The sequence below is a fragment of the Streptomyces sp. NPDC048420 genome (genome assembly GCF_040651535.1).
In the GTDB taxonomy this organism is placed as follows: Bacteria; Actinomycetota; Actinomycetes; order Streptomycetales; family Streptomycetaceae; genus Streptomyces.
In genome coordinates this window covers 213,178-234,191 of record NZ_JBEZKG010000008.1, presented here as the reverse complement: position 1 = coordinate 234,191, position 21,014 = coordinate 213,178, and the positions used below count along the sequence as shown (strand labels likewise).

The window sequence follows — 21,014 nt, the reverse complement described above, 5'->3', positions numbered from 1 at the left end:
GGTGATCGTCGTCACGAGGTGGTTCCTGGTGGCCTTTCCGAGGTGCTGATGAGGTGCTGCTGATCAGGGCGAGTAGGTGACAGGGAAGTTCGCGGCCTTCGCCCCCGTGGGCGGGACCTGAAGGGACTTCAGCGCGAACTCCATGACCTGCTTGTAGACGGGTCCGCAGATCTGGCCGCCGAAGTAACTGCCCTTGGTGGCGTTCTGGATGGCGCAGTAGACGGTGATCCGGGGCTTGTCGGCGGGTGCGAACCCGGCGAACGACGAGGTGTAGCCCTTGTACTTGCCGGTGGCCGGATCCACGCGGTTGGCCGTACCCGTCTTGCCCGCGACCCGGTAGCCGGGGATGCGTGCCTTGGTGCCGGTGCCCTCTTCGTCGTCCACGACCGACTCCAGCATCCGGGCGAGCGTCTTGGCCGTCTTGGCACTGACGACCCTTGTCTCCTTGGGCTTCGCGGCGGGGGTGAAGCGCCCGTCGGGCCCCTTCGTGCCGCGCACGAGCGTGGGTTCGACGCGGACACCGCCGTTGGCGATCGTCGAGTAGACGGACGCCGCCTGCATCGCGTTGAGGGAGACACCCTGGCCGAAAGGAATCGTGTACTGCTGCGAGGTCGACCAGTCGGCGGGCTTGGCGAGGATGCCCGGGGTCTCGCCGGGGAAGTCGAGCCCGGAGTAGCGGCCGAGGCCGAACTTGCGCAGGTAGGAGTAGAGGACCTGGTTGGCCTGCGCCTGGGTCTTGCCGAGCTGGCCGGTCGCCAGGATGGTGCCGATGTTCGACGACTTGGCGAGCACGCCGTTGAGCGTGAGGTACCAGGTCTCGTGGTCGATGTCGTCCTTGAAGAGCCGGTCACCGCGGTGCAGCCGGTTGGGCACGATCACATGCGTGAGCGGGGTGGCGACGCCCTGTTCCAGTACGGCGGCCATCGACATGACCTTGGCGGTGGAACCGGGCTCGTAGGCGTCCTGGAGAGCCGCGTTGCCCATGTTCACCGAGCTCGCCTTGGACAGGTCGTTCGGGTCGAAGCCGGGCGCGTTGGCCATGGCGAGGACCTGGCCGGTCTGCGTGTCCTGCACTATCACGTACCCGCGGTCCGCCTTGGACTCCTTCACCTGGTCGGTGATGGCCTGCTGGGCGGCCCACTGGATGTCGCGGTCGATGGTGAGTTCGACGTCGCTGCCGGGCACCGCGGGGGTCTCGGTGGAGCCCACGGTGGGCACCTGGCGGCCGCCGGACTGGGCGTAGCGGATCTTGCCGTCCTTACCGGCCAGCAGGGTGTTCAACTGCTGCTCGACCCCGCCGCCGCCCTTGCCGTCGGCGTTGACCCAGCCCAGTATCCCGGCGGCGAGGTCGCCGTTCGGGTACACACGCTTGGTGGTCGGTACGGACAGGACGCCTCCGAGGACGTTGGCCGTGCTCGGGTCGGTCTCCGCCTTGGTCGCGAGCGCGGACTTGAGGTCCTTGATCTGCTTCCAGACCTGCGGGGTCTGGCGGCTCGCGAGCAGGACGTAGCGCAGCTTCTTGTCCTTGGGCCGCAGCTTCTTGACGATCGTCTCCTGCTCCTGCCCCAGGATCGGCGCCAGCAGCGCGGCGGCCTGCTCGGGCCCGTCATCGACCTTCAGCTGCTCGCGGGTGAAGAGCGTGGGGTCGGCCGTGATGTCGTACGCGTCCTCGCTGGTCGCGAGGGCCACGCCGTCCCGGTCGGTGATCCCGCCGCGCTCGGCGGCCAGGGTGTAGCCGACGTACCGGTTCTGCTCGGCCTTGGCGGCGTAGGTGCTGGCGTCGACGGCCTGCACCTGGAGCAGTCGTACGACGAAGGCGGCGAGCACCAGCGTCAGCGCGAGGCCGACCAGACGCAGCCGGGGGCGGGGGCTGCCCAGGCGGATGGTCTTGGGGGCCGCCTGGCGAGGCGCCGCGGGGCGGCGGGCCGGACGGGCACCGGGCCCGGGGCGCGGCCGGCCGACGGGGCGGGCGGAGCGCTCGGGGCGCGCGGGTCCGGGCACACGGCGGCGCGGCGGCTGCCTGCCGAAATCGTCGGACACTTCCGTCACCTGCCGGGGGTCGGGGTCGGGTAGGTGGAGGGCGGGACAGCGGAGGGATCGGCCTCAGGGGTCTCCACGACGGCCTCGGGGGCCTGCGCGGGAGCCTCCGTCGGCGTGGGGCTGACCGTCGGCGTCGGGACCGTCACGGTGCCGATCGCCTCGGGCGCGAGGACGAGCGGCATCCGCGCGGAGGCCTGCTCGGCGCCGGAGGCGGGCGACGGGACGCCCTTGACGGTGCCGTCGGGGTCGAGGAAGGCCGGGTCGCCACCGGGCACCATGCCGAGTTCACGGGCGCGGCGCACCAGGGCGTCGGGGGCGGAGTAGGCGTCGACGTCCCGCTGGAGCCCCTGTTCCTCGTCGGTGAGGCCCTTGGTCTCCTTCTGGAGGTCGGTGAGCTTGAACGACCCTTCGCTGAGCGCGGAGTTCAGCACCAGCAGCCCGATGAGGCCGCCGCCGAGGAGGAGCACCACGAGGAGCACGAAGGGGGTACGGGCCGCCTGTCCGGAGCCCGTGGGACCGGGGAAGAGGCGCACGAGACGGGCCGCCCTCCCCTTCAGTTCGGGTTTCCTACTCACACGCCCTCCAGTGAGTCCGGTTTCCCCACTCACGTACGCGCCTCACGGACTTCACTCGATGGACTCCCTGATTCGCTCGGCGCCCCTGCAACGCGCCGGTGCGGCCCGCCGGTTCTCGGCGATCTCTTCCTCGGTGGGAAGTTCGGCACCGCGCGTGAGCAGCTTGAGCCGGGGCTGGTACTGCTCGGGGACGACGGGCAGGCCGGGCGGGGCGGTGTTGGCGGCACCGGCCGCGAACACCTGCTTGACCAGCCGGTCCTCCAGCGAGTGGTACGACAGCACCGCGATCCGGCCGCCCACCGCGAGCGCCTCCACCGCGGCCGGGATCGCCCGCTCCAGGACCGAGAGTTCGCCGTTGACCTCGATGCGCAGGGCCTGGAAGGTGCGCTTGGCCGGGTTGCCGCCGGTGCGCTTGGCGGCCTGCGGCAGGGAGTCGCGGATCAGCTCGACGAGCCGGGCGCTGTTCGTGAACGGCTCCTTGTCGCGCTCACGCACGATCGCGGACACGATCCGCTTGGCCTGCTTCTCCTCGCCGTACGCCCGAAGGATCCGCACCAGCTCGCCCGCCGGATAGGTGTTCAGGACCTCGGCGGCGCTCATGCCGGTCGTCTGATCCATGCGCATGTCGAGGGGGGCGTCCTGGGCGTAGGCGAACCCGCGGTCGGCCTCGTCGAGCTGCATGGAGGAGACGCCGAGGTCGAAGAGGACGCCCTGCACGCGCGCGATGCCGAGCCGGTCGAGGACATCGGGGAGTTCGTCGTAGACCGCGTGGACGAGCGTGGCGCGCTCACCGAAGGGTGCGAGCCGCTCGCCGGACAGGCGCAGGGCCTCCTTGTCGCGGTCGAGACCGACGAGCCGGGCCTGCGGGAACCGCTGGAGCAGGGCCTCGCTGTGGCCGCCGAGGCCGAGCGTGCAGTCGACGACCACCGCTCCGGGCCGCTCCAGCGCGGGGGCCAACAGGTCCAGGCACCGCTGGAGCATCACCGGGACGTGTCGACTCTGGCTCAAGGGGCCCTCTCAGGTCCGGCACGGCCCCTACGCACCGCCGGGTCCCCGCCCGCTCGTGGAAGGGGAGGCCTGCCGGCGCCGGAAGCGTCAGCCGACCGGGAGCGGGAGGAGGCCGAGCCGTACGTACGCGCCGCGCACGTGGGGAGGCCGTCCGCGCCTGCGCCGGGGGCCTCCGGGGAATGTCAGCAGGGAGGCCTCGCCTCCCGCTTCGCGTCACTTTAGTCCACGGTGTCGCGCGGTCAATCAACCGGCCTGCGCGTCGCGCACCGACGCGGGCACGAAGCGGCGAATGAACGGAAACCGCCCGTTCGGACGCACCCGGCACCCTTGTGGGTTACCTCACACAGAGGACGTGATGACGCTCTTTTTCCCTTCTCACGACAGGACCGGAACAGCCGTGACCAGTACCGTCATGGCTATGACGACTTCCGCACCCGTTCCCACCGAAGGCGCCATACCCCGCGGTGGCTCCGTGACCGACCGCCTGGTCGACGCCAACGAGCGCTACGCCTCCGCGTTCACCGACCCCGGGATGGACGCCCGCCCGGTCCTGCACGTCGCCGTCGTGGCCTGCATGGACGCCCGCCTCGACCTGCACGCCGCGCTCGGCCTGGAGCTCGGCGACTGCCACACCATCCGCAACGCGGGTGGTGTGGTCACCGACGACGTGATCCGCTCGCTCACCATCAGCCAGCGCAAGCTCGGCACCCGCAGCGTCGTCCTGATCCACCACACCGGCTGCGGTCTGGAGGCGATCACCGAGGACTTCCGCACCGATCTGGAGATGGAGGTCGGACAGCGCCCGGCGTGGGCGGTGGAGGCCTTCCGGGACGTCGAACAGGACGTACGGCAGTCCATGCAGCGCGTGCGGACCTCGCCGTTCCTGCTCCACACCGACGACGTGCGCGGCTTCGTGTTCGACGTGAAGACGGGTCTGCTGCGCGAGATCGACCCGGCCTGAGAGCGGCGCGACCGGCTGCCGTAGCTGTCGTTTCGCTGTTGATTTCGGCCCTCGGGGTGCCCAAAACGCCGTAAGACCCGACATAGTGCAGCCAGTTGTCCACAGTCGAGTGACACGAATCGGTAACGGCAGCAAGAATGCGGTTGTGGCGTCGCGCGGAACTTTTCACGCGTGGTGTCCGTGATTCGGGGTGGGCCGGTTACGCATCACAGAGCGTCGGCCCTGAAAGTACGGGCCGAGGAGGGCCGGGTGACCACCTATGACGATCGATCGAGCCTCACTGATCTGACCGCCGTCGTGGAGCGGGTACGCAGTTCGGTGGAGGGCGTGATCGAGGGGAAGCCCGAGGTCGTACGGCTCTCGCTGACCGTGCTGCTCGCCGAGGGACATCTTCTGATCGAGGATGTCCCCGGCGTCGGCAAGACCATGCTGGCCAAGGCCCTGGCGCGGTCCATCGACTGCTCGGTGCGCCGTATCCAGTTCACGCCCGACCTGCTGCCCTCGGACATCACGGGCGTGTCCATCTGGGACCAGCAGCGCCGGGACTTCGAGTTCAAGCCGGGCGCGATCTTCGCGCAGATCGTGATCGGCGACGAGATCAACCGCGCCTCGCCGAAGACCCAGTCGGCCCTTCTGGAGTCCATGGAGGAGCGCCAGGTCACCATCGACGGGCAGACCTACGAGCTGCCCAGCCCCTTCATGGTGGTCGCCACCCAGAACCCGGTCGAGATGGAGGGCACCTACCCGCTCCCGGAGGCCCAGCGCGACCGCTTCATGGCGCGCGTCTCGGTCGGTTACCCCAGTGCGGAGGCCGAGCTGCAGATGCTCGACATCCACGGCGGGGTGAGCCCGCTGGAGGACCTCCAGCCGGTGGCGCACGCCCACGACATCGTGAAGCTCATCGAGGCCGTCCGCGGCGTCCATGTCGCCGAAACGGTCCGGCGGTACGCCGTCGACCTGGTCTCCGCCACCCGCACCCACCCCGACCTCAGACTCGGCGCCTCCCCGCGCGCGACGCTGCACCTGCTGCGCGCCGCCAAGGCATCCGCCGCCCTCAGCGGCCGCGAGTTCGCGCTGCCGGACGACGTCCAGGCGCTCGCCGTCGCGGTCCTCGCCCACCGTCTGCTGCCCACCGCCCAGGCCCAGCTGAACCGGCGCACCTCGGAGCAGGTCGTGCAGGAGATCCTGCAGCGCACCCCGGTCCCGGCGGCGCCCCAGCAGGGCGGTCTCGGTATCGGCCGCGGCACGCCCGCGTATCCGCAGCAGCCGCCGCGGAGCCTGTGATGTCCGCCGGTGGGCCCGGAAGCGCCGAAGGGCCCGATGTGGACCGCGGCGACAAGGGCGGGGTCCGCACGGCACTGGCCGGCCTGACCACCCGGGGCCGCTCCTTCTTCGCCGCCGGGATAGCCGCGGCCGTCTGCGCGTACGTCCTGGGCCAGAGCGACCTGCTCAGGGTCGGCCTCCTGCTGGCCGTGCTGCCCCTGGTCTGCGCCACCGTGCTCTACCGCACCCGCTACCGGGTCGCGGGCAGCCGAAGGCTCTCCCCCGCGCGCGTACCGGCCGGCAGCGAGGCCCGCGTCCATCTGCGGATGGACAACGTCTCCCGGCTGCCCACCGGCCTGCTGATGCTCCAGGACCGGGTGCCCTACGTCCTCGGCCCGCGCCCTCGCTTCGTGCTCGACCGGGTCGAGCCGGGCGGCCGCCGCGAAGTCTCCTACCGGGTCCGCTCCGACCTGCGCGGCCGCTACCCGCTGGGCCCGCTCCAGCTGCGCCTGACCGACCCGTTCGGCATGTGCGAGCTGACCCGCTCCTTCTCGACGTACGACACCCTGACCGTGATCCCGCGCGTGGAGGCACTGCCGCCGGTGCGCCTCAGCGGCGAGGCCAAGGGGTACGGCGACGGGCGGCAGCGCTCGCTCGCCCTGGCCGGCGAGGACGACGTGATCCCGCGCGGCTACCGCTACGGCGACGATCTGCGCCGCGTCCACTGGCGCTCCACCGCCCGCTACGGCGAGCTGATGGTGCGCCGCGAGGAACAGCCCCAGCGTGCCCGCTGCACGGTGCTCCTGGACACCCGGGGCCTCGCCTACGCGGGCGCGGGCCCGGACTCGGCCTTCGAGTGGGCCGTCTCGGGCGCCGCCTCCGTCCTGGTGCACATGCTCGAACGGGGCTTCTCCGTCCGGCTGCTGACGGACACCGGCAACGCCGTGCCCGGCGAGGGCGCCGACGGCTTCGCGGGCGCCAGCCAGGGCACGGCGGACGCGGCCGGGCTGATGATGGACACCCTGGCGGTGATCGACCACTCCGACGGCACCGGCCTCTCGCGCGCCTACGACGTGCTGCGCAGCGGGAACGAAGGGCTGCTGGTGGCCTTCTTCGGCGACCTCGACGAGGAGCAGGCCACGGTGGCCGCCAAGATGCGGCAGCGCAGCGGGGGCGCGCTCGCCTTCGTGCTGGACAGCGACAGCTGGGTGCGGGAACCGTCCGACGTGCCCGGCCCCTCGGACGGGCACGAGGAGCGGCTGCGGATGCTGCGCGAGGCGGGCTGGACGGTCATGGGCGTGCCGCGGGGCGCCGCCCTGGAGGAGCTGTGGCGCCTCGCGGACCGCGAGCGCACGGGCGTCGGCGCGGCCGGCGTCGGGGAGGGATCATGATGAGCGGCCGTGGGCGACTTGCGCTGTGCGCGTGGGCGGCCACGCTGATGGCCGCGTGCGCCCTGCTCCCGCTGGTGGAGCCGGTCACCTGGATCGTGCAGGCCGCCTTGCTGCTCGGGGTGCAGACGCTCGTGGGCGCGGCGGCCCGGCGGATACCGCTGGCCCGTCCGCTGACCATGGCCGCCCAGGCCGTCGTCACGCTGGTCATGCTGACCCTGGTCTTCGCCCGCGACCAGGCCTTCCTCGGGATCGTCCCAGGACCGGGCGTCTTCCTGCACTTCGCGGACCTGCTGCAGCAGGGCGGCGACGACATCGCGCGGTACGCGATCCCGGCTCCGCTGGAGTCCGACGGCATCAAGCTGATGGTGTTGGGCGGCGTCCTGGTCGTCGGGCTCCTGGTGGACACCCTCGCGGTGACCTTCCGCAGCGCGGCCCCGGCGGGCCTGCCCCTGCTGGCGCTGTACTCCGTCGCCGCGGGGCTCTCCGAAGGCCACGGCGACTGGTTCTGGTTCCTGGTCGCGGCGGCCGGTTATCTGCTGCTGCTCCTGGCCGAGGGGCGCGACCGGCTCTCCCAGTGGGGCCGCGTCTTCGGCGGGGCGGCGCGTACTCCGGGCGGTGACAACGGTCCGGTGGCACCGGTCCGTACCGGGCGGCGCATCGGCGTGGTCGCCCTGGGCGTCGCCCTCGTGGTGCCGCTCGCCCTGCCGGCGATGAACGGCGGCCTCCTGGACGCCAACGGTACGGGCGTGGGCGTCGGCAACGGGAACGGCGGCACCATCTCCGCGGTCAACCCGCTGCTGTCACTGCGCGACAGCCTGAACGTCGACGAGGACCGCCAGGCCCTGTCCGTGCAGACCGGCAGCAGCACCGACGTCTCCAACCTGTACCTGCGGATCGTCTCCCTGGACGACTTCGACGGCCGGACCTGGAAACCGTCCAAGCGGTCCATCACCGGTGTGCCGGACGACTTCCCCACCCCGATCGGCCTCGCCTCGGACGTCAAGCGCGCCGAGGTGGAGACCACCATCTCGGCGGCCGGCTGGTACCAGCAGAACTACCTGCCGATGCCGTATCCGCCCAGCGGAGTCAAGGTCCGCGGCAGCTGGCGGTACGAGCCCCAGGGCATGGCGCTCGTCGGCGACCACGGGCAGAACACGGGCGGGCTGACGTACGAGGTGAAGAGCCTGGACGTGCAGCCCACGGCCGAACAGCTCGCCGCGGCGCCCCCGCCTCCCCCGGCCATCGAGCGCGAGTACACCGAGCTGCCCGACTCGCTGCCGGCCGTGGTGGCCAAGACCGCCCGTGAGGTCACCGCGGGCTCGAAGAACCGCTACGAGGAGGCGGTCGCGCTCCAGGACTACTTCGCGGTGACCGGCGGCTTCGAGTACGACACCCAGGTGGAGGTCGGCGACGGGCCCAACGCGATCGCCAACTTCCTGCGGGACAAGCAGGGCTTCTGCGTCCACTTCTCCTTCGCCATGGCGGCGATGGCCCGCTCGCTGGGCATTCCGGCCCGGGTCGCGGTGGGCTTCGCGCCCGGCACCCCGCAGGCGGACGGCTCGGTGTCGGTGGGGCTGAAGGACGCCCACGCCTGGCCCGAGCTGTACTTCGAGGGTGTGGGCTGGACCCGCTTCGAGCCCACCCCGACCCGAGGCACGGTGCCCTCGTACACCGTCCCGGACTCCTCCGGCAGCGTGGACCCCGGCGTGGCGCGGCCCTCCGTGGGGTCGTCCACCGCACCCTCGGCCTCGCCCTCGGCGAGCGAGAGCTGCTCGGCCCAGCTGCGGAGGCTGCAGGAGTGCGACAGCGCTTCCCCGGCGGCCGCGGCGGCCAAGGACAGCGGCGGCCCCTGGTGGGGTGTGAGCGGCTCGTGGTGGTACCTGGCCCTGTTGTTCTGGGTGTTCGTCGGGCTGGCCGTGCTGGCGATTCCCCTGGCCCCGATGCTGTGGCGGCTGCGCGTCCGCTCGGTACGTCTGGGCGCGCACGGCCGCAGTGAGGCGGGCACCGCCGCGCACACCCTGGCGGTCTGGCAGGAGCTCACCGACACCGCGTGGGACTTCGGGATCCTGCCGGACGACTCGCAGACCCCGCGCAAGGCCGCGGCGCGGATCGTACGGCTCGGGCATCTCGACGCCACGGTCGCGGCCTCCGTGCACCGGGTGGCGGACGCCGTGGAGCAGGTGCTCTACGCCCCGCGCCCCCGCGCGACGGTGGGCCTCGCCCAGGACGTCCAGCTCGTGATCGGCGGACTGCGCGGCTCGGTCAGCCGGGGCACCCGGATCCGCGCGCTGATCGCGCCGCGTTCCACCGCACGGGTGGTGTGGGCGGCGACGGAGTGGTGGGCCGGGGTCACGACCCGAGCGGCGGCGATCCGGCCGACGCTGCGCAAGCCGTCCGGTCAGGAAGGCTGAAAAACGCCGCTCCCGGGCGCCTCCGGGTGACGGAACGGTGATGGCCCGGGCCACTGTGCTGTCGGGGACGCAGGACGACCCGAGGGCATACGTGAGGGGGTGGCCCACCCGACCGGGTGGGCCACCCCCTCAGGAGTTCTGTGGGAACTGTCGGAGCGGCTACTGGCCGCCCTGCTCGTCGCGACGGCGCTGCCAGCGCTGCTCGATCCTGTCCATCATCGAGCGCTTCTGCCGTCCCTGGCGACGGGCGTGCGGAGCACCCGCGGCGGGCTGTTCGCCCGGCTTGGGAGCCTTGCGCCAACCGGTCACGGCGAGCACCGCACAACCCAGCATGACCAGGAAGCCGACCACACTGAGCCACACCTGCTTGGCGACCATACCTGCCATGAGGAGCGCGATACCCACGAGGAAGCCGGCGACCGCCTGGTAGACCCGTCGCCGGGTGTACGTACGCAGCCCGCTTCCCTCAAGCGCTGTCGCGAACTTGGGATCTTCGGCGTACAGCGCTCGCTCCATCTGCTCGAGCATTCGCTGCTCGTGCTCCGAGAGCGGCACGTCGTCCTCCTCATCGTGCAGTCGCCGGGGCGACTCGGGGGGTCCCTTCAGGATAGGCAGGGAATCGCCCCCGTGAAACCCGCCCCTCTGCGCCAATTGGCCAACCGGATTCCGCCATGAACGCTCCGGTCGCTGAATCTTGTCATTCCCCAGCGGCCGTCCCGTCATGCCGGGCGGTCTCCCTCGATCATACGGCGCTGAGCGCCCGATCGGGGGGCCTGTGGCGTACTCCATGTGCCATCAAGTACCTGATCAGCACTACGGCACAGGAGCCTGCTCAGGCCTCGGAGGCCTCCCGCGTCTCGCCGAGCACATGGAGCTGGGTGGCCACGGAGTGGAAGGCGGAGAGCTCGGCCGCCGCCTCCTCCAGCTTCAGCAGGGCTTCCAGGGCGCCGGGCTCGGTGTCCACGAGCACGCCGGGGACGAGGTCGGCGAAGACCCGCACGCCGTGCACGGCGCCGACGGTGAGTCCCGCGCCCTCGACGAGCGCGGTGAGCTGTTCGGCGGTGAAGCGGCGCGGCACGGGGTCGCCGTCGCCCCAGCGGCCGTTCGGGTCGTCGAGCGCCTGCCGGGCCTCCTTGAAGTGGCCGGCCAGGGCCCGCGTGAGCACGGCGCCGCCGAGTCCCGCGGCGAGCAGACTGAGGACGCCCTCGGGGCGCAGGGCGGCCACCACGTTGCGCACGCCCTCGGCCGGGTCGTCCACGTACTCCAGGACGCCGTGGCACAGCACGACGTCGTAGGCGCCGCGCTCGGCCACGTCGAAGAGGCCGTGGGCATCGCCCTGGACGCCCTTCACCCGGTCGGCGACACCGGCCTCGGCGGCGCGGCGCTCCAGCGCGAACAGCGCGTTGGGGCTGGGGTCGACGACGGTGACCTGGTGGCCGAGGCGGGCGACGGGCACCGCGAAGTTGCCGCTGCCGCCTCCGGTGTCCAGGACGTCCAGCGCCTGGCGTCCCGTGGCCTTGACCCGGCGGTCGAGGGCGTCCTGGAGGACCTCCCAGACCACGGCGGTACGGAGGGAGGCGCGGGGTCGCAGCGGGTCCGACACGGCAGGTGACTCCTCGGCGCGAGTGGGAAGCTTCAGGCGCCCTCCACCCTATTGCCTCCGATACCTCACCCGGTCACTCCGGTGGCGCGCCCGGCCGCCCGTCTCGCAGGGCGGACCTCGGTGGATCCGTCGCGCGGCGCACCGGTCACCCCGCGTCCGGGAAGTCGCGGTCGTGGTCGCTGCCGTGGCCGCTCTCCTCCCGTCCGTGAGCGCCCTCAGTGTCCTGCCGTGGCTGTGGCAGGACCGGCTGGAGCACCAGCATCCGCTCGACGAGCCGCAGGAACATCGCCACGTCGCGTATGAGGTCGTCCGCGTCCCGGCGGCTGGCCGCGCCCTGGATGCCGGCCTCGGCCCGGGCACGGCGCCGGGCCCCGGAAGCGAACAGCGCGCTCCACTCGGCGAGTTCGGGCGCTATCTCGGGGAGCACTTCCCAGGCGCTCCGGATCTTGGCACGGCGTCGGGGCGTGGGCTCCGGGCGCCCCCGCGCGGCGAGGACGGCGGCCGCGGTGCGCAGGGCGGCGAGATGGGCCGTCGCGTAGCGCTCGTTCGGCGTCTCCAGCGCCGAGGCCTCGTCGAGGCCCGCGCGGGCCTGGGCGAGCAGGTCGAGGGCGGCGGGCGGGGCCGTCGTCCGGCGCAGGACGGGGTGCACGTCGCTCGCCGGACCGGTCAGTGAGGGGGCAGGGCCGGTGGCGCGGCGCCGACGGGCGGCTGCTGCGTGATAGCTGGCCATGACGAACCTCCTGTCGTCTGGTTGACGGCACATCCCGCTACGGAGTGCCGTATGTGCCCATCGTGAGGTATGCCACTGACAATCCGTTCTGACCTGGGCTTTTGCTTCGATCGAAGGTTCGGGTTAGTTTTTGCACTGACCAGTCAGTTCAAAAACTCGTTTCCAGAACTCAGGGGGTGGGTCGTGGTAGCTGTCACGACCGAGGGTCTCGGGGTCGAGGGGCCTCGCGGCTGGGCCTTCCGCGGGATCGACCTCACCGCGGAGTCCGGGGCGCTGATCGCGGTGGCGGGGCCGTCCGGCTCGGGCCGCACGAGCCTGCTCCTCGCGCTCACCGGACGGATGAAGGCCACCGAGGGCACAGCGACCGTGGGCGAGGCCCGGCTGCCGAAGCGGATGACGGCGGTGCGCCGGATCAGCGCCCTGGCCCATGTCGCCGGGGTCACCGACCTCGACCCGGCGCTGACCGTCGGGGAGCACCTGCGCGAACGGGCGCTGCTGCAGCGGCGGTTCGGCGACTCGGTACGCGGGCTGCTGCGGCCCCGCGCCGAGGGTGCGGCCGAGGCGAGGCTGCGGATCGACACCGCGCTGACGGCCGCCGGGCTCGACCGGGAGGCGCTGCCCAAGGGTGCGCGGACCGCCGTACGGGATCTGGAACGCCTGGAGGCCCTGCGGCTGTCGATCGCGCTGGCGCTGATCGGCCGGCCGCGGCTGCTCGGCATCGACGACCTGGACCTGAAGCTGTCCGACGCCGAACGTACCGAGGCCTGGGCGCTGCTCAGGTCGCTCGCCGCGGCCGGGACGACGGTCGTGGCGGTGTGCAGCGAGGCGCCCCAGGACGCCGTGACGGTGTCCACGCGACCCGGGAACCGGAAGGAGGAGGCCGATGCGCTCGCCGCGACTGGCCGCGCTTGAGCTGCGCCGCTTCGGCAGGGGCAAGCTGCCGCGGGCCGCCCTGGTGGCCCTGCTGGTGCTGCCGCTGCTGTACGGCGCCCTGTACCTCTGGTCCTTCTGGGACCCGTACGGCCGCCTGGACCGTATCCCCGTGGCCCTCGTGAACGACGACAAGGGCGCCACCGCCGACGGCAGCAGGCTCGCGGCGGGGGACGAGATCGCCAAGGGGCTGCGCGACAGTGACACCTTCGACTGGCAGCAGGTGAGTGCGGCCGAGGCCCGGGAGGGCGTCGAGGACGGCAGGTACTACCTGTCGCTCACGATGCCGGTCGACTTCAGCCGGCGGATCGCCTCCAGCGCGGGCGACTCCCCCGAGACCGGCGCGCTCCAGGTCCGTACGAACGACGCCAACAACTACATCGTCGGGCAGATCTCGCGGACGGTCTTCGCCGAGGTGCGCCAGGCCGCCTCCACGAAGGCCTCGCGATCCTTCCTGGACCGGATCTTCATCTCCTTCTCCGACATCCACGGCGCCACGGTGAAGGCCGCCAACGGGGCCGACGACCTGGAAGGCGGCATCGGCAAGGCGGAGAAGGGGTCCGAGGACCTCGCCGCGGGCCTCGACGACGCCCAGGCGGGCAGCGGGAAGCTGTCCGACGGGCTGGAGAGGCTCGACTCGGGCTCGGGCGATCTGGCGGACGGAGCGCGCCAGGTCGCCGACGGCACCCAGACCCTCGCCGACAAGGTCAACGGGGTCGCGGACAGGGTGGGGCCGTTCCTCGCGGACAACGAGGAGAGCATCGGTGACACGGCCCGGCTCGTCACCGACTCGGCCGGAGCCGTCCGCCACAACCTCGACACCCTGGTGAGGACCGCCCCGGCGGCCGCCAAGGGCGCGCATACGGCGGCCGACACCCTGAACGCCGTCTATAAGACGCGCTGCACGGACCCGGTGCTGCCGGACGCCGCCTGCGCCGACCTGAAGAAGGCACGGCGGGCCGCCGCCGACGTGGCGCGGGTCGCCGACGACGTCAACGTGCTCGTCGCCGACCAGAACGGCGACCTGAAGAAGCTCGACGGACAGCTGGCCACGCTTCAGCGGCAGGCCCGCGTGCTCGCCGACCGGGCGCCCCGGCTCTCCGAGGACCTCGACGACGCCGTAGCGAGGATCAACAAGCTGAACGAGGGCGCCGGGAAGGTCGCCGCCGGGGCCAGGACGCTCCACTCGGGCCTCGGTACGGCGAGGACCGGCGCACAGGACCTGGACAGCGGCATCGGCCGGCTCAAGAGCGGGGCCGACACCCTGAGCGGCGGCATGTACAAGCTCGCCGACGGCTCCGAGAAGCTCTCCACCGGGCTGCACGACGGTGCCTCGCAGATCCCCGACTACGACAAGAAGGACCGCGATCAGCGCACCGACGTGATGTCCGACCCGGTCCAGCTCGTCTCCAAGGACCTGCACAAGGCGCCCAACTACGGCACCGGGTTCGCCCCGTACTTCATCCCGCTGTCCCTGTGGGTGGGCGCGATGGTGGCGTACATGCTGATCGCGCCGATGAACCGGCGTGCCCTCGCGGCCGGTGCCTCGGCCTGGCGGATCGCGCTGGCGGGCTGGCTGCCGGTGGTGGCGATCGGGGTGCTCCAGACGGTGGCCCTGATGTCGGTGCTGCACTGGGCGGTCGGCCTGCAGATGGCCCGCGCGGCCGGAACCGTGGGCTTCCTGTTCCTGGTGACGGCCTGCTTCGCGGCGATCGTCCAGTGGCTGAACGCCCGCTTCGGAGCGGCAGGCCGCATCCTCGTACTGGCCCTCCTGATGCTCCAGTTGACCTCGGCGGGCGGCACCTACCCCGTCCAGACGAGTCCGGGCTTCTTCAACGCGCTGCACCCCTTCCTGCCGATGAGCTACGTCGTCGAGGCCCTCAGGAGGCTCATCACGGGCGGCGGTCTCACTCCTGTGTGGCACGCGTGCGTGGTGCTCCTCGCCTTCACCGCGGGCGCCCTCGCGCTGACCGCGGTGTCGGCCCGCCGACGGCAGGTGTGGACGCTCGACCGGCTGCACCCGGAGCTGACCCTGTGAGCCCTTCCACGACCTCAGGGGCGCCCTCACCTGTGAGAATCAGGACCATGGAAAGCAGCAGCACCACGGCGGGCGTCAGCACGCGCCGCGAGGCCACCCGGCAGAAGCTCTACGAGGCGGCCGTCACGCTTATCGCCGAGCAGGGCTTCTCCGCCACCACGGTCGACGAGATCGCCGAGCGGGCCGGAGTCGCGAAGGGCACGGTCTACTACAACTTCGCAAGCAAGTCCGTCCTCTTCGAGGAGTTGCTGCGGCACGGCGTGGGTCTGCTCACGGCCTCGCTGAGGGAGGCGGCCGAAGGGACGGCACGCGCCGGTGGCGGCAAGGTGGACGCCCTGGACGCGATGATCCGCGCGGGCCTCGTCTTCATCGACCGCTACCCGGCCTTCACCCAGCTGTACGTGGCCGAGCTGTGGCGCACCAACCGGGCCTGGAAGTCCACGCTCATGGTGGTCCGTCAGGAGGCCGTGGCGGTCGTGGAGGGCGTGCTGCGCGAGGGCGTGGAGAACGGCGAGTTCAGCGAGGAGATCGACGTCTCGCTCACGGCTTCCGCCCTGGTCGGCATGGTCCTGGTGGCTGCCCTGGACTGGCAGTCCTTCCAACCCGAACGCTCGCTGGACGACGTGCACGCGGCGCTGTCGCGGCTGTTGCAGGGGCGGGTGAGCGGACGTCGGGGCTGACGCGAGGCCCGGCATGCGAAAGCGCCGGTCCGCTGTGGCCGCGTCCCCCGCGGGCCACCTCGAACCGGCGCCTTCCTTGTTCCCCCGATTTCCCCCGTACCCCCGTGTGTTCCCCCGTTTCCCCCCACTGGGCCCCCGTTCGGTCGTTCCCCCGCTTTCCCGGGTTCCCCCGTGCCTCGCTCCCGCCGACCTGGGCCGACGGAAGGAGCGGGTCCGGGGTGGCTCCGTTCCGGCGCCCCGTGTCGCCGGTGCCGGAGCCGTTCCCCTTCGCCGTGCCTCCACTCTCTCGTTCACCCAGGTCGGAGCCCATCCGCGCGCGTACTCATCTCACCCACTAGGTACGGATACTCAGTTGTGCGCGCTCATCCCCAGGACGCCCTGTGGCCGACTGGTTACGATCGCGTCCGTGTCCGTACTCCCTCTGGTGTTCACGAGCGGCTGGGCCAGCGGCGTCAACGCGTACGCGGTGGTGCTGCTGCTCGGCGTGTTCGGCGCGACGGGGCTGAGCGACGAGGTCCCCGAGACCCTGCAACGCCCCGAGGTCCTCGTCATCGCGGGCGTGCTGTTCTTGTGCGAGGCGGTGGCGGACAAGATCCCGTACGTCGACTCCGCGTGGGACTCGGTCCACACGGTGGTCCGTCCGGTGGCCGGCGCCTGGGTCGGCGCCCTGCTGGCCGGCCAGAGCGGTTCGCTCAACGACGTGGTCGCGGGCCTGGTGGGCGGTTCGACGGCCCTTGCCAGCCACACGGTCAAGGCGGGCACCCGCATGGCCGTGAACACCTCCCCCGAGCCCTTCAGCAACATCGTCCTGAGCCTGGCCGAGGACCTCGGCGTGGGCGGCATCGTCACGTTCGCGATGTTCCACCCGACGGCAGCGGCGATCATCGCGGGCGTCCTGCTGGTGGCGGGGCTGGTGGTGCTGTTCTTCCTGATCTCCCGGATCAGGAGGTTCCGACGCCGAAGGGCGCAGCGCCGGGAGGAGAAACGCCTCGCGGCGCTGGTGGGTCGACCGCCCGGCTGACGGTGGGCGTCGGCCGGAGTGTCAGTGGCGGCCGATAAAGTCGCAGGCATGGCAAGGATTGCGGTGATCGGCGCCGGGATGGGCGCGATGGCGGCCGCCGCCCGGCTGGCCGTCGCGGGCCACCGGGTGGCGGTGTACGAGCGTACGGAGACGTACGGCGGAGCGGTGCGCCGCTTGGAGCGGGACGGCTTCGCCTTCGACACCGGCCCCGGACTGCTGACGCTCCCCGCGGTCTACCGCGATCTGTTCGTCAAGACCGGCAAGGAGCCCCTGGAGTCGGTCGTCGATCTGGTCCAGGTCGATCCGTCGTCGCGGCACGTGTTCGCGGACGGCACCGAGGTCTCCCTGCCGAACGCGTCCCGCGCGGGAGTGGTGGCCGCTCTGGACCAGGCCCTCGGCGCGGGCGCCGGCGCACGCTGGGGCGACTTCCTGATCCGGGCCCGCGAGGCCTGGGACCGCACCCGCAGACCGCTCCTGGAGGAGCCGCTGTGGCCGAACTGGTCGGTGCTGATGCGCGAGCCCTACCCGGCGGTGCCGCACAAGCGACTGCTGCGCACCCGTCGGGCCTGCACCCTGTACGAGATCGGCGCCTGGGAGCTGCGCGACCCCCGTCTCGCGGCCCTGCTGGACGGCTACGCGCTCGCGTACGGCGTCGACCCCGGCACCGCTCCGGCGAGCGCCGCCATCCTGCCGTACATGGAGCATGCCTTCGGGACCTGGTATGTCCGGGGCGGCATGCGGGAGTTGGCGCGGGCGGTTCACGAGCGGTGCGTCCAGCGCAGGGTCGAGTTCCACTTCGGCGCCGAAGTGACCGGGGTGCTGGAGAAGGACGGCCGCACGTCAGGTGTCGAACTCGCCGACGGGACGGTGGTGGAGGCGGACACCGTCGTCGGCACGGGTCCCTGGCGACTGCGCAGGCTCGTGCCGAGGCGCGAGCTGTACGGCGCGAAGGACGTCCCCCCGGACGCCGAGGATCTGCACACGGGCCGGGTCGTGGTGTGCCTCGCCCTGCGCGGAGCACGGGAGCCGGACGCCGTGCACCGCACGGTGGTGTACGGCCCCGACCCGGAGGGCGAGCTGTCCGAGTTCGCACACGGGGAACTGCCCGAGCCCACCGTGCGGATCGACCGGCCGGACGACCCCGCTCTGCGCCCCGACGAGGAGCACGAGTCCATGGTGCTGACGGCGACGGTGGCGTCCGGAGCAGCCTACGACTGGACGGCCCCCGGGGCCGCCGACGCCTTCGCGGAGAAGATGGTCACCGCCGCCGAGCGCGCGATGCCGGGGCTGCGGGAGCGAATCCTGTGGCGCGAGGTGCGGACACCCGTGCACACCGAGCGGGAGACGGGGGCCGAGGGCGGCGCCGTCCCCCCGCCCTCCCTGGCGGGCGGCGAAGGCACCCTGCATCCGTCCAACAGCACCGCTGTACCGGGCCTGTTCACGGCCGGAGGCTGGTCGCACCCCGGCGGTGGGCTCCCCCACGCCGGGATGTCGGGTGCGCTGGTCGCCGGACTGATCGTGGAGGGGCCGGAGTTCCGCGGCTCTCAGTGAGGTGAGGGAGCCGCTCCGGGTCAGAAGCGGTACTGCTCGTCGTACCCCTGGCCCTGGTTCTGCTGCCCCTGGCCGCTGTTGTCCTGGTAGTACTGCTGCTCCTGCGGGAGTTCGGCGCCGTACTCGTCGGTGCGCTGCTGCGGCACCCACACCCCGCCGGCCGGGGTCTCGCCGTACCCGGCGTACTGGTCTTGGCCGTAGCCCTGCTGGACGAACTGCTGCTGGCCGCCGTAGGAGGTGTCGTAGGACCCGGCGCCATAGGTCTGGGTGCCGATGTACGGGTCCGAGTAGGCGGCGTACTGCTGCTGCCCGGACTGGTCGTACCCGTACTGCTGCTGGTCGTAGCCGGTGTAGCCGTCGTAGCCGTACGACTGGTCGGCGGCCGCCGTGGCGTACTGGTCCTGGGTCTGGCCCGCGGCCGCGTAGGACTGGTCGCCGGCGTAGGTGGCATCGCTGTATATGCCGTAGGAGCCGGTGTCCTCGGGCATGGGCTGCGGCTCGTAGACCGCCGTGGACTCGGCGGCCGTCGGGGCGGCGGAGCGCGCGGGGGTGAAGACGTCGTCGCGGTCGTAGTCGTCGTGATCGTAACCGGCGGTGTCCGGGCGGCCCTGGTCGTACGAGGCCTCGTCGCCGTAGGCCGCCGGGTCACCCGATTCCAGGTCGGTGACCTCCAGGGAGGGCTCCTCGCGGCCGCGTTCCCGACGGCTCTTCTTGCCGCCGGTCAGACCCTCCAGCGCGGCCGGCGGGTTGACCGCCCAGCCCTGCTCGAAGCCACGACGGAACGACAGGGTGACGTAGGTCTGGCCGACCGCGAAGGCGATCGCGCCGAGCCCGATGACGACGACCTGCGAGATCAGCACGCCGAGGACCACGCCGAGGAAGCCGACGAAGGCGAGCACCCGCCAGCGCAGCCGCGCCTTGTACTGCAGCAGCACCTCGCCCAGCAGCCACAGCGCGACGAATCCGAACGCGATGTAGAGGACCGTCCAGCCCATGTACGCCCCTCTCCCAGTGACCGCTACGCAGTGTGTCGTATGTCCGTGCGGCAGGTCTAGGCCTGCGGTGGATGGTGCAGACCCAGGTTTTCGTAGATTTCCAGCGATGCCGTGGAGTTGTTGAGCGTGATGAAGTGCAGTCCGGGCACTCCCTCGGACAGCAGCCGCGCGCAGAACTCCGTGGCGAACTCGATTCCGATCGAGCGTACAGCGGCCGGATCGTCCTTTGCTGTGAGGATCCGCTCTTTCAGGGCGGAGGGGATGATCGCATTACTGAGCTGCGGAAGCCGCTCCAGCATCCGCACGCTGGTCACGGGCATGATCTCCGGGATGACGGGCGTCGCGCAGCTCGCGGCGTCGACTCGGTCACGCAGCCGCAGATAGGACTCCGGCTGGAAGAACATCTGGGTGATGGCGTAGTCGGCGCCCGCGCGGCACTTGTCGACGAAGTGCGTGACGTCGCTGTCCCAGTCGGCGGAGCGCGGGTGCATCTCCGGGAAGGCGGCGACACCGACACAGAAGTCGCCCGACTCCTTGATGAGCCGGACGAGTTCGGCGGCGTAGGTCAGGCCTTGGGGGTGGGCCACCCAGTCGGCCATGGGGTCGCCGGGCGGGTCGCCGCGCACGGCCAGGATGTTGCGGATCCCGGCGTCGGCGTACTGGCCGATGATGTTGCGCAGTTCCGCGATGGAGTGGTTGACCGCGGTGAGGTGGGCGACCGGGGTCAGGGTGGTGTCCGCGACGATCTGCTGGGTCTCCTTGACGGTGCCCGCACGGGTGGAGCCGCCGGCGCCGTAGGTGACGGAGACGAAGTCCGGAGCGACCGCCTCGACCCTCCGGAGCGCGCTCCACAGATTCCGCTCGCCCTTGGGGGTCTTGGGCGCCGAGAACTCGAAGGAGTACGTCATCTTGCCCGTGGCGAGCATGTCGCGCACAGTGCGCGCGCGGTCAGTCCTGGTGGATGCGGTTCCGAGGGCCATACCGGAAGGTTAGTCAGGGGGCGGCGGCCACCCAACCGGATCAGGGAAATTTGCCCGGATTGTCGACTTGTTGTCCACCCCTCGGACACCTGGACCGGTTACAGCGTGTGCCGGAGCCGCTTCGCGAACTCCGCGGCGGCCGCGCCCGGGTCGTCCGCCTCGGTGATCGCCCGCACGACCACGACCCGGCGGGCGCCGGCCTCCAGGACCTCGTCGAGGTTGCCGAGGTCGATGCCGCCGATGGCGAACCAGGGCCGGTCGGTGCCGAGGGCGGCTGTGTACCGGACCAGGTCGAGGCCGGGGGCGTGCCGACCGGGCTTGGTGGGGGTCGGCCAGCAGGGGCCGGTGCAGAAGTAGTCCACGCCGTCCTGGACCGCGGCCGCGGCGGCCTCCTCCTCGGCGTGCGTGGAGCGGCCTATGAGGATGTCGTCGCCGAGGATCGCGCGGGCGGCGGGGACAGGGAGGTCGCCCTGGCCGAGGTGCAGCACCTCGGCCCCGGCCGCGTGGGCCACGTCGGCCCGGTCGTTGACCGCGAGGAGCTTGCCGTGCTGGGCGCAGGCGTCGGCGAATACCTTCAGGTGCTCCAGTTCCTCGGCCGCCTCCATGCCCTTGTCCCGCAGCTGCACGATGTCGACGCCGCCGGCCAGGACCGCGTCCAGGAACTCGGCGAGGTCGCCCTGGCGCTTGCGGGCGTCCGTGCAGAGGTAGACGCGGGCATCGGCGAGCTGGGTGCGGGCGGTGTCGGGCATGCGTGAGTCTCCCCCGGGTCCGGTGGCGTACGGGCCGTGCTCGACCGTGGCCGTGGCCCCGGTGGTCACGGCCCGTACGCCGGTGCTG

At 71.7% G+C, this 21,014-nt stretch carries 18 protein-coding genes; 9 read left to right on the top strand and 9 right to left on the bottom strand.

The features are described from left to right. Positions 1–63: 63 nt before the first annotated feature. Genes AB0D34_RS16505 through rsmH form a run of 3 tightly spaced genes read right to left on the bottom strand, consistent with a single transcriptional unit; the run spans position 64 to position 3,623 of the window. Positions 64–2,040: a penicillin-binding protein 2 gene (locus AB0D34_RS16505; protein WP_362662050.1), complete on the bottom strand. Its 1,977-nt coding sequence runs from the start codon at positions 2,038–2,040 to the stop codon at positions 64–66. 5 nt (positions 2,041–2,045) lie between these two features. Next, on the bottom strand, positions 2,046–2,615 hold the full coding sequence (locus tag AB0D34_RS16500; RefSeq protein ID WP_362662048.1) for a hypothetical protein: 570 nt from the start codon (positions 2,613–2,615) through the stop codon (positions 2,046–2,048). 51 nt (positions 2,616–2,666) lie between these two features. Next, entirely contained in the window at positions 2,667–3,623 is a 957-nt protein-coding gene (gene rsmH, locus AB0D34_RS16495) for a 16S rRNA (cytosine(1402)-N(4))-methyltransferase RsmH (RefSeq protein WP_362662046.1), read from the bottom strand. A 355-nt stretch (positions 3,624–3,978) separates the two neighbouring features. On the opposite strand from rsmH, the gene AB0D34_RS16490 reads away from it, so the two are divergent. From AB0D34_RS16490 to AB0D34_RS16475, 4 genes are all read left to right on the top strand, one after another. Then, the gene (locus AB0D34_RS16490) at positions 3,979–4,584 is read left to right on the top strand and encodes a carbonic anhydrase (protein WP_362662044.1); all 606 of its coding nucleotides are present in this window, start codon (positions 3,979–3,981) and stop codon (positions 4,582–4,584) included. A gap of 249 nt (positions 4,585–4,833) precedes the next feature. Next, positions 4,834–5,868, top strand: coding sequence for a MoxR family ATPase (locus tag AB0D34_RS16485; RefSeq protein WP_362662043.1), 1,035 nt, complete (start codon positions 4,834–4,836; stop codon positions 5,866–5,868). Continuing rightward, positions 5,868–7,238: a DUF58 domain-containing protein gene (locus AB0D34_RS16480; protein WP_362662041.1), complete on the top strand. Its 1,371-nt coding sequence runs from the start codon at positions 5,868–5,870 to the stop codon at positions 7,236–7,238. The genes AB0D34_RS16485 and AB0D34_RS16480 overlap by 1 nt, the downstream gene beginning before the upstream one ends. After that, positions 7,238–9,649, top strand: coding sequence for a DUF3488 and transglutaminase-like domain-containing protein (locus tag AB0D34_RS16475; protein ID WP_362662350.1), 2,412 nt, complete (start codon positions 7,238–7,240; stop codon positions 9,647–9,649). The genes AB0D34_RS16480 and AB0D34_RS16475 overlap by 1 nt, the downstream gene beginning before the upstream one ends. A gap of 159 nt (positions 9,650–9,808) precedes the next feature. Here the strand turns inward: AB0D34_RS16475 and AB0D34_RS16470 are convergent, their stop codons facing one another. From AB0D34_RS16470 to AB0D34_RS16460, 3 genes are all read right to left on the bottom strand, one after another. Continuing rightward, positions 9,809–10,204, bottom strand: a complete 396-nt coding sequence (locus tag AB0D34_RS16470) for a DUF3040 domain-containing protein (RefSeq protein ID WP_328746635.1) — start codon at positions 10,202–10,204, stop codon at positions 9,809–9,811. Between the two features lie 277 nt (positions 10,205–10,481). Further along, entirely contained in the window at positions 10,482–11,252 is a 771-nt protein-coding gene (locus AB0D34_RS16465; RefSeq protein ID WP_362662039.1) for a methyltransferase, read from the bottom strand. 145 nt (positions 11,253–11,397) lie between these two features. Further along, positions 11,398–11,982, bottom strand: coding sequence for an SAV_6107 family HEPN domain-containing protein (locus tag AB0D34_RS16460; protein WP_362662037.1), 585 nt, complete (start codon positions 11,980–11,982; stop codon positions 11,398–11,400). A 183-nt stretch (positions 11,983–12,165) separates the two neighbouring features. Between AB0D34_RS16460 and AB0D34_RS16455 the strand changes: the two genes are divergently transcribed. The 5 genes from AB0D34_RS16455 (at position 12,166) to AB0D34_RS16435 (ending at position 18,202) form a co-directional block, all read left to right on the top strand. Continuing rightward, positions 12,166–12,894 carry an ATP-binding cassette domain-containing protein gene (locus AB0D34_RS16455; protein WP_362662035.1) on the top strand — a complete coding sequence of 243 codons (729 nt, stop codon included), beginning with the start codon at positions 12,166–12,168 and terminating at the stop codon, positions 12,892–12,894. Next, positions 12,866–14,950: a YhgE/Pip domain-containing protein gene (locus AB0D34_RS16450; RefSeq protein WP_362662033.1), complete on the top strand. Its 2,085-nt coding sequence runs from the start codon at positions 12,866–12,868 to the stop codon at positions 14,948–14,950. Before AB0D34_RS16455 ends, AB0D34_RS16450 begins: the two co-directional genes overlap by 29 nt. A 47-nt stretch (positions 14,951–14,997) precedes the next feature. Next, a complete protein-coding gene (locus tag AB0D34_RS16445) occupies positions 14,998–15,630 on the top strand; it encodes a TetR/AcrR family transcriptional regulator (protein ID WP_362662031.1) in 633 nt (210 codons plus the stop codon). Positions 15,631–16,036: 406 nt separating this feature from the next. Next, positions 16,037–16,651: a DUF4126 domain-containing protein gene (locus AB0D34_RS16440; RefSeq protein ID WP_362662029.1), complete on the top strand. Its 615-nt coding sequence runs from the start codon at positions 16,037–16,039 to the stop codon at positions 16,649–16,651. A gap of 48 nt (positions 16,652–16,699) precedes the next feature. Then, complete coding sequence (locus AB0D34_RS16435) at positions 16,700–18,202, top strand: NAD(P)/FAD-dependent oxidoreductase (RefSeq protein ID WP_362662027.1); 1,503 nt, start codon at positions 16,700–16,702, stop codon at positions 18,200–18,202. 20 nt (positions 18,203–18,222) lie between these two features. On the opposite strand, the gene AB0D34_RS16430 is transcribed toward AB0D34_RS16435, so the two are convergent. The 3 genes from AB0D34_RS16430 to thiE all read right to left on the bottom strand — a co-directional run bounded on the left by AB0D34_RS16430 (position 18,223) and on the right by thiE (position 20,926). After that, a complete protein-coding gene (locus tag AB0D34_RS16430; protein ID WP_362662025.1) occupies positions 18,223–19,197 on the bottom strand; it encodes a hypothetical protein in 975 nt (324 codons plus the stop codon). 56 nt (positions 19,198–19,253) lie between these two features. After that, positions 19,254–20,177: a methylenetetrahydrofolate reductase [NAD(P)H] gene (metF, locus tag AB0D34_RS16425; RefSeq protein ID WP_362662023.1), complete on the bottom strand. Its 924-nt coding sequence runs from the start codon at positions 20,175–20,177 to the stop codon at positions 19,254–19,256. 98 nt (positions 20,178–20,275) lie between these two features. Beyond that, positions 20,276–20,926 carry a thiamine phosphate synthase gene (gene thiE, locus AB0D34_RS16420; RefSeq protein ID WP_362662021.1) on the bottom strand — a complete coding sequence of 217 codons (651 nt, stop codon included), beginning with the start codon at positions 20,924–20,926 and terminating at the stop codon, positions 20,276–20,278. Positions 20,927–21,014 lie beyond the last annotated feature (88 nt).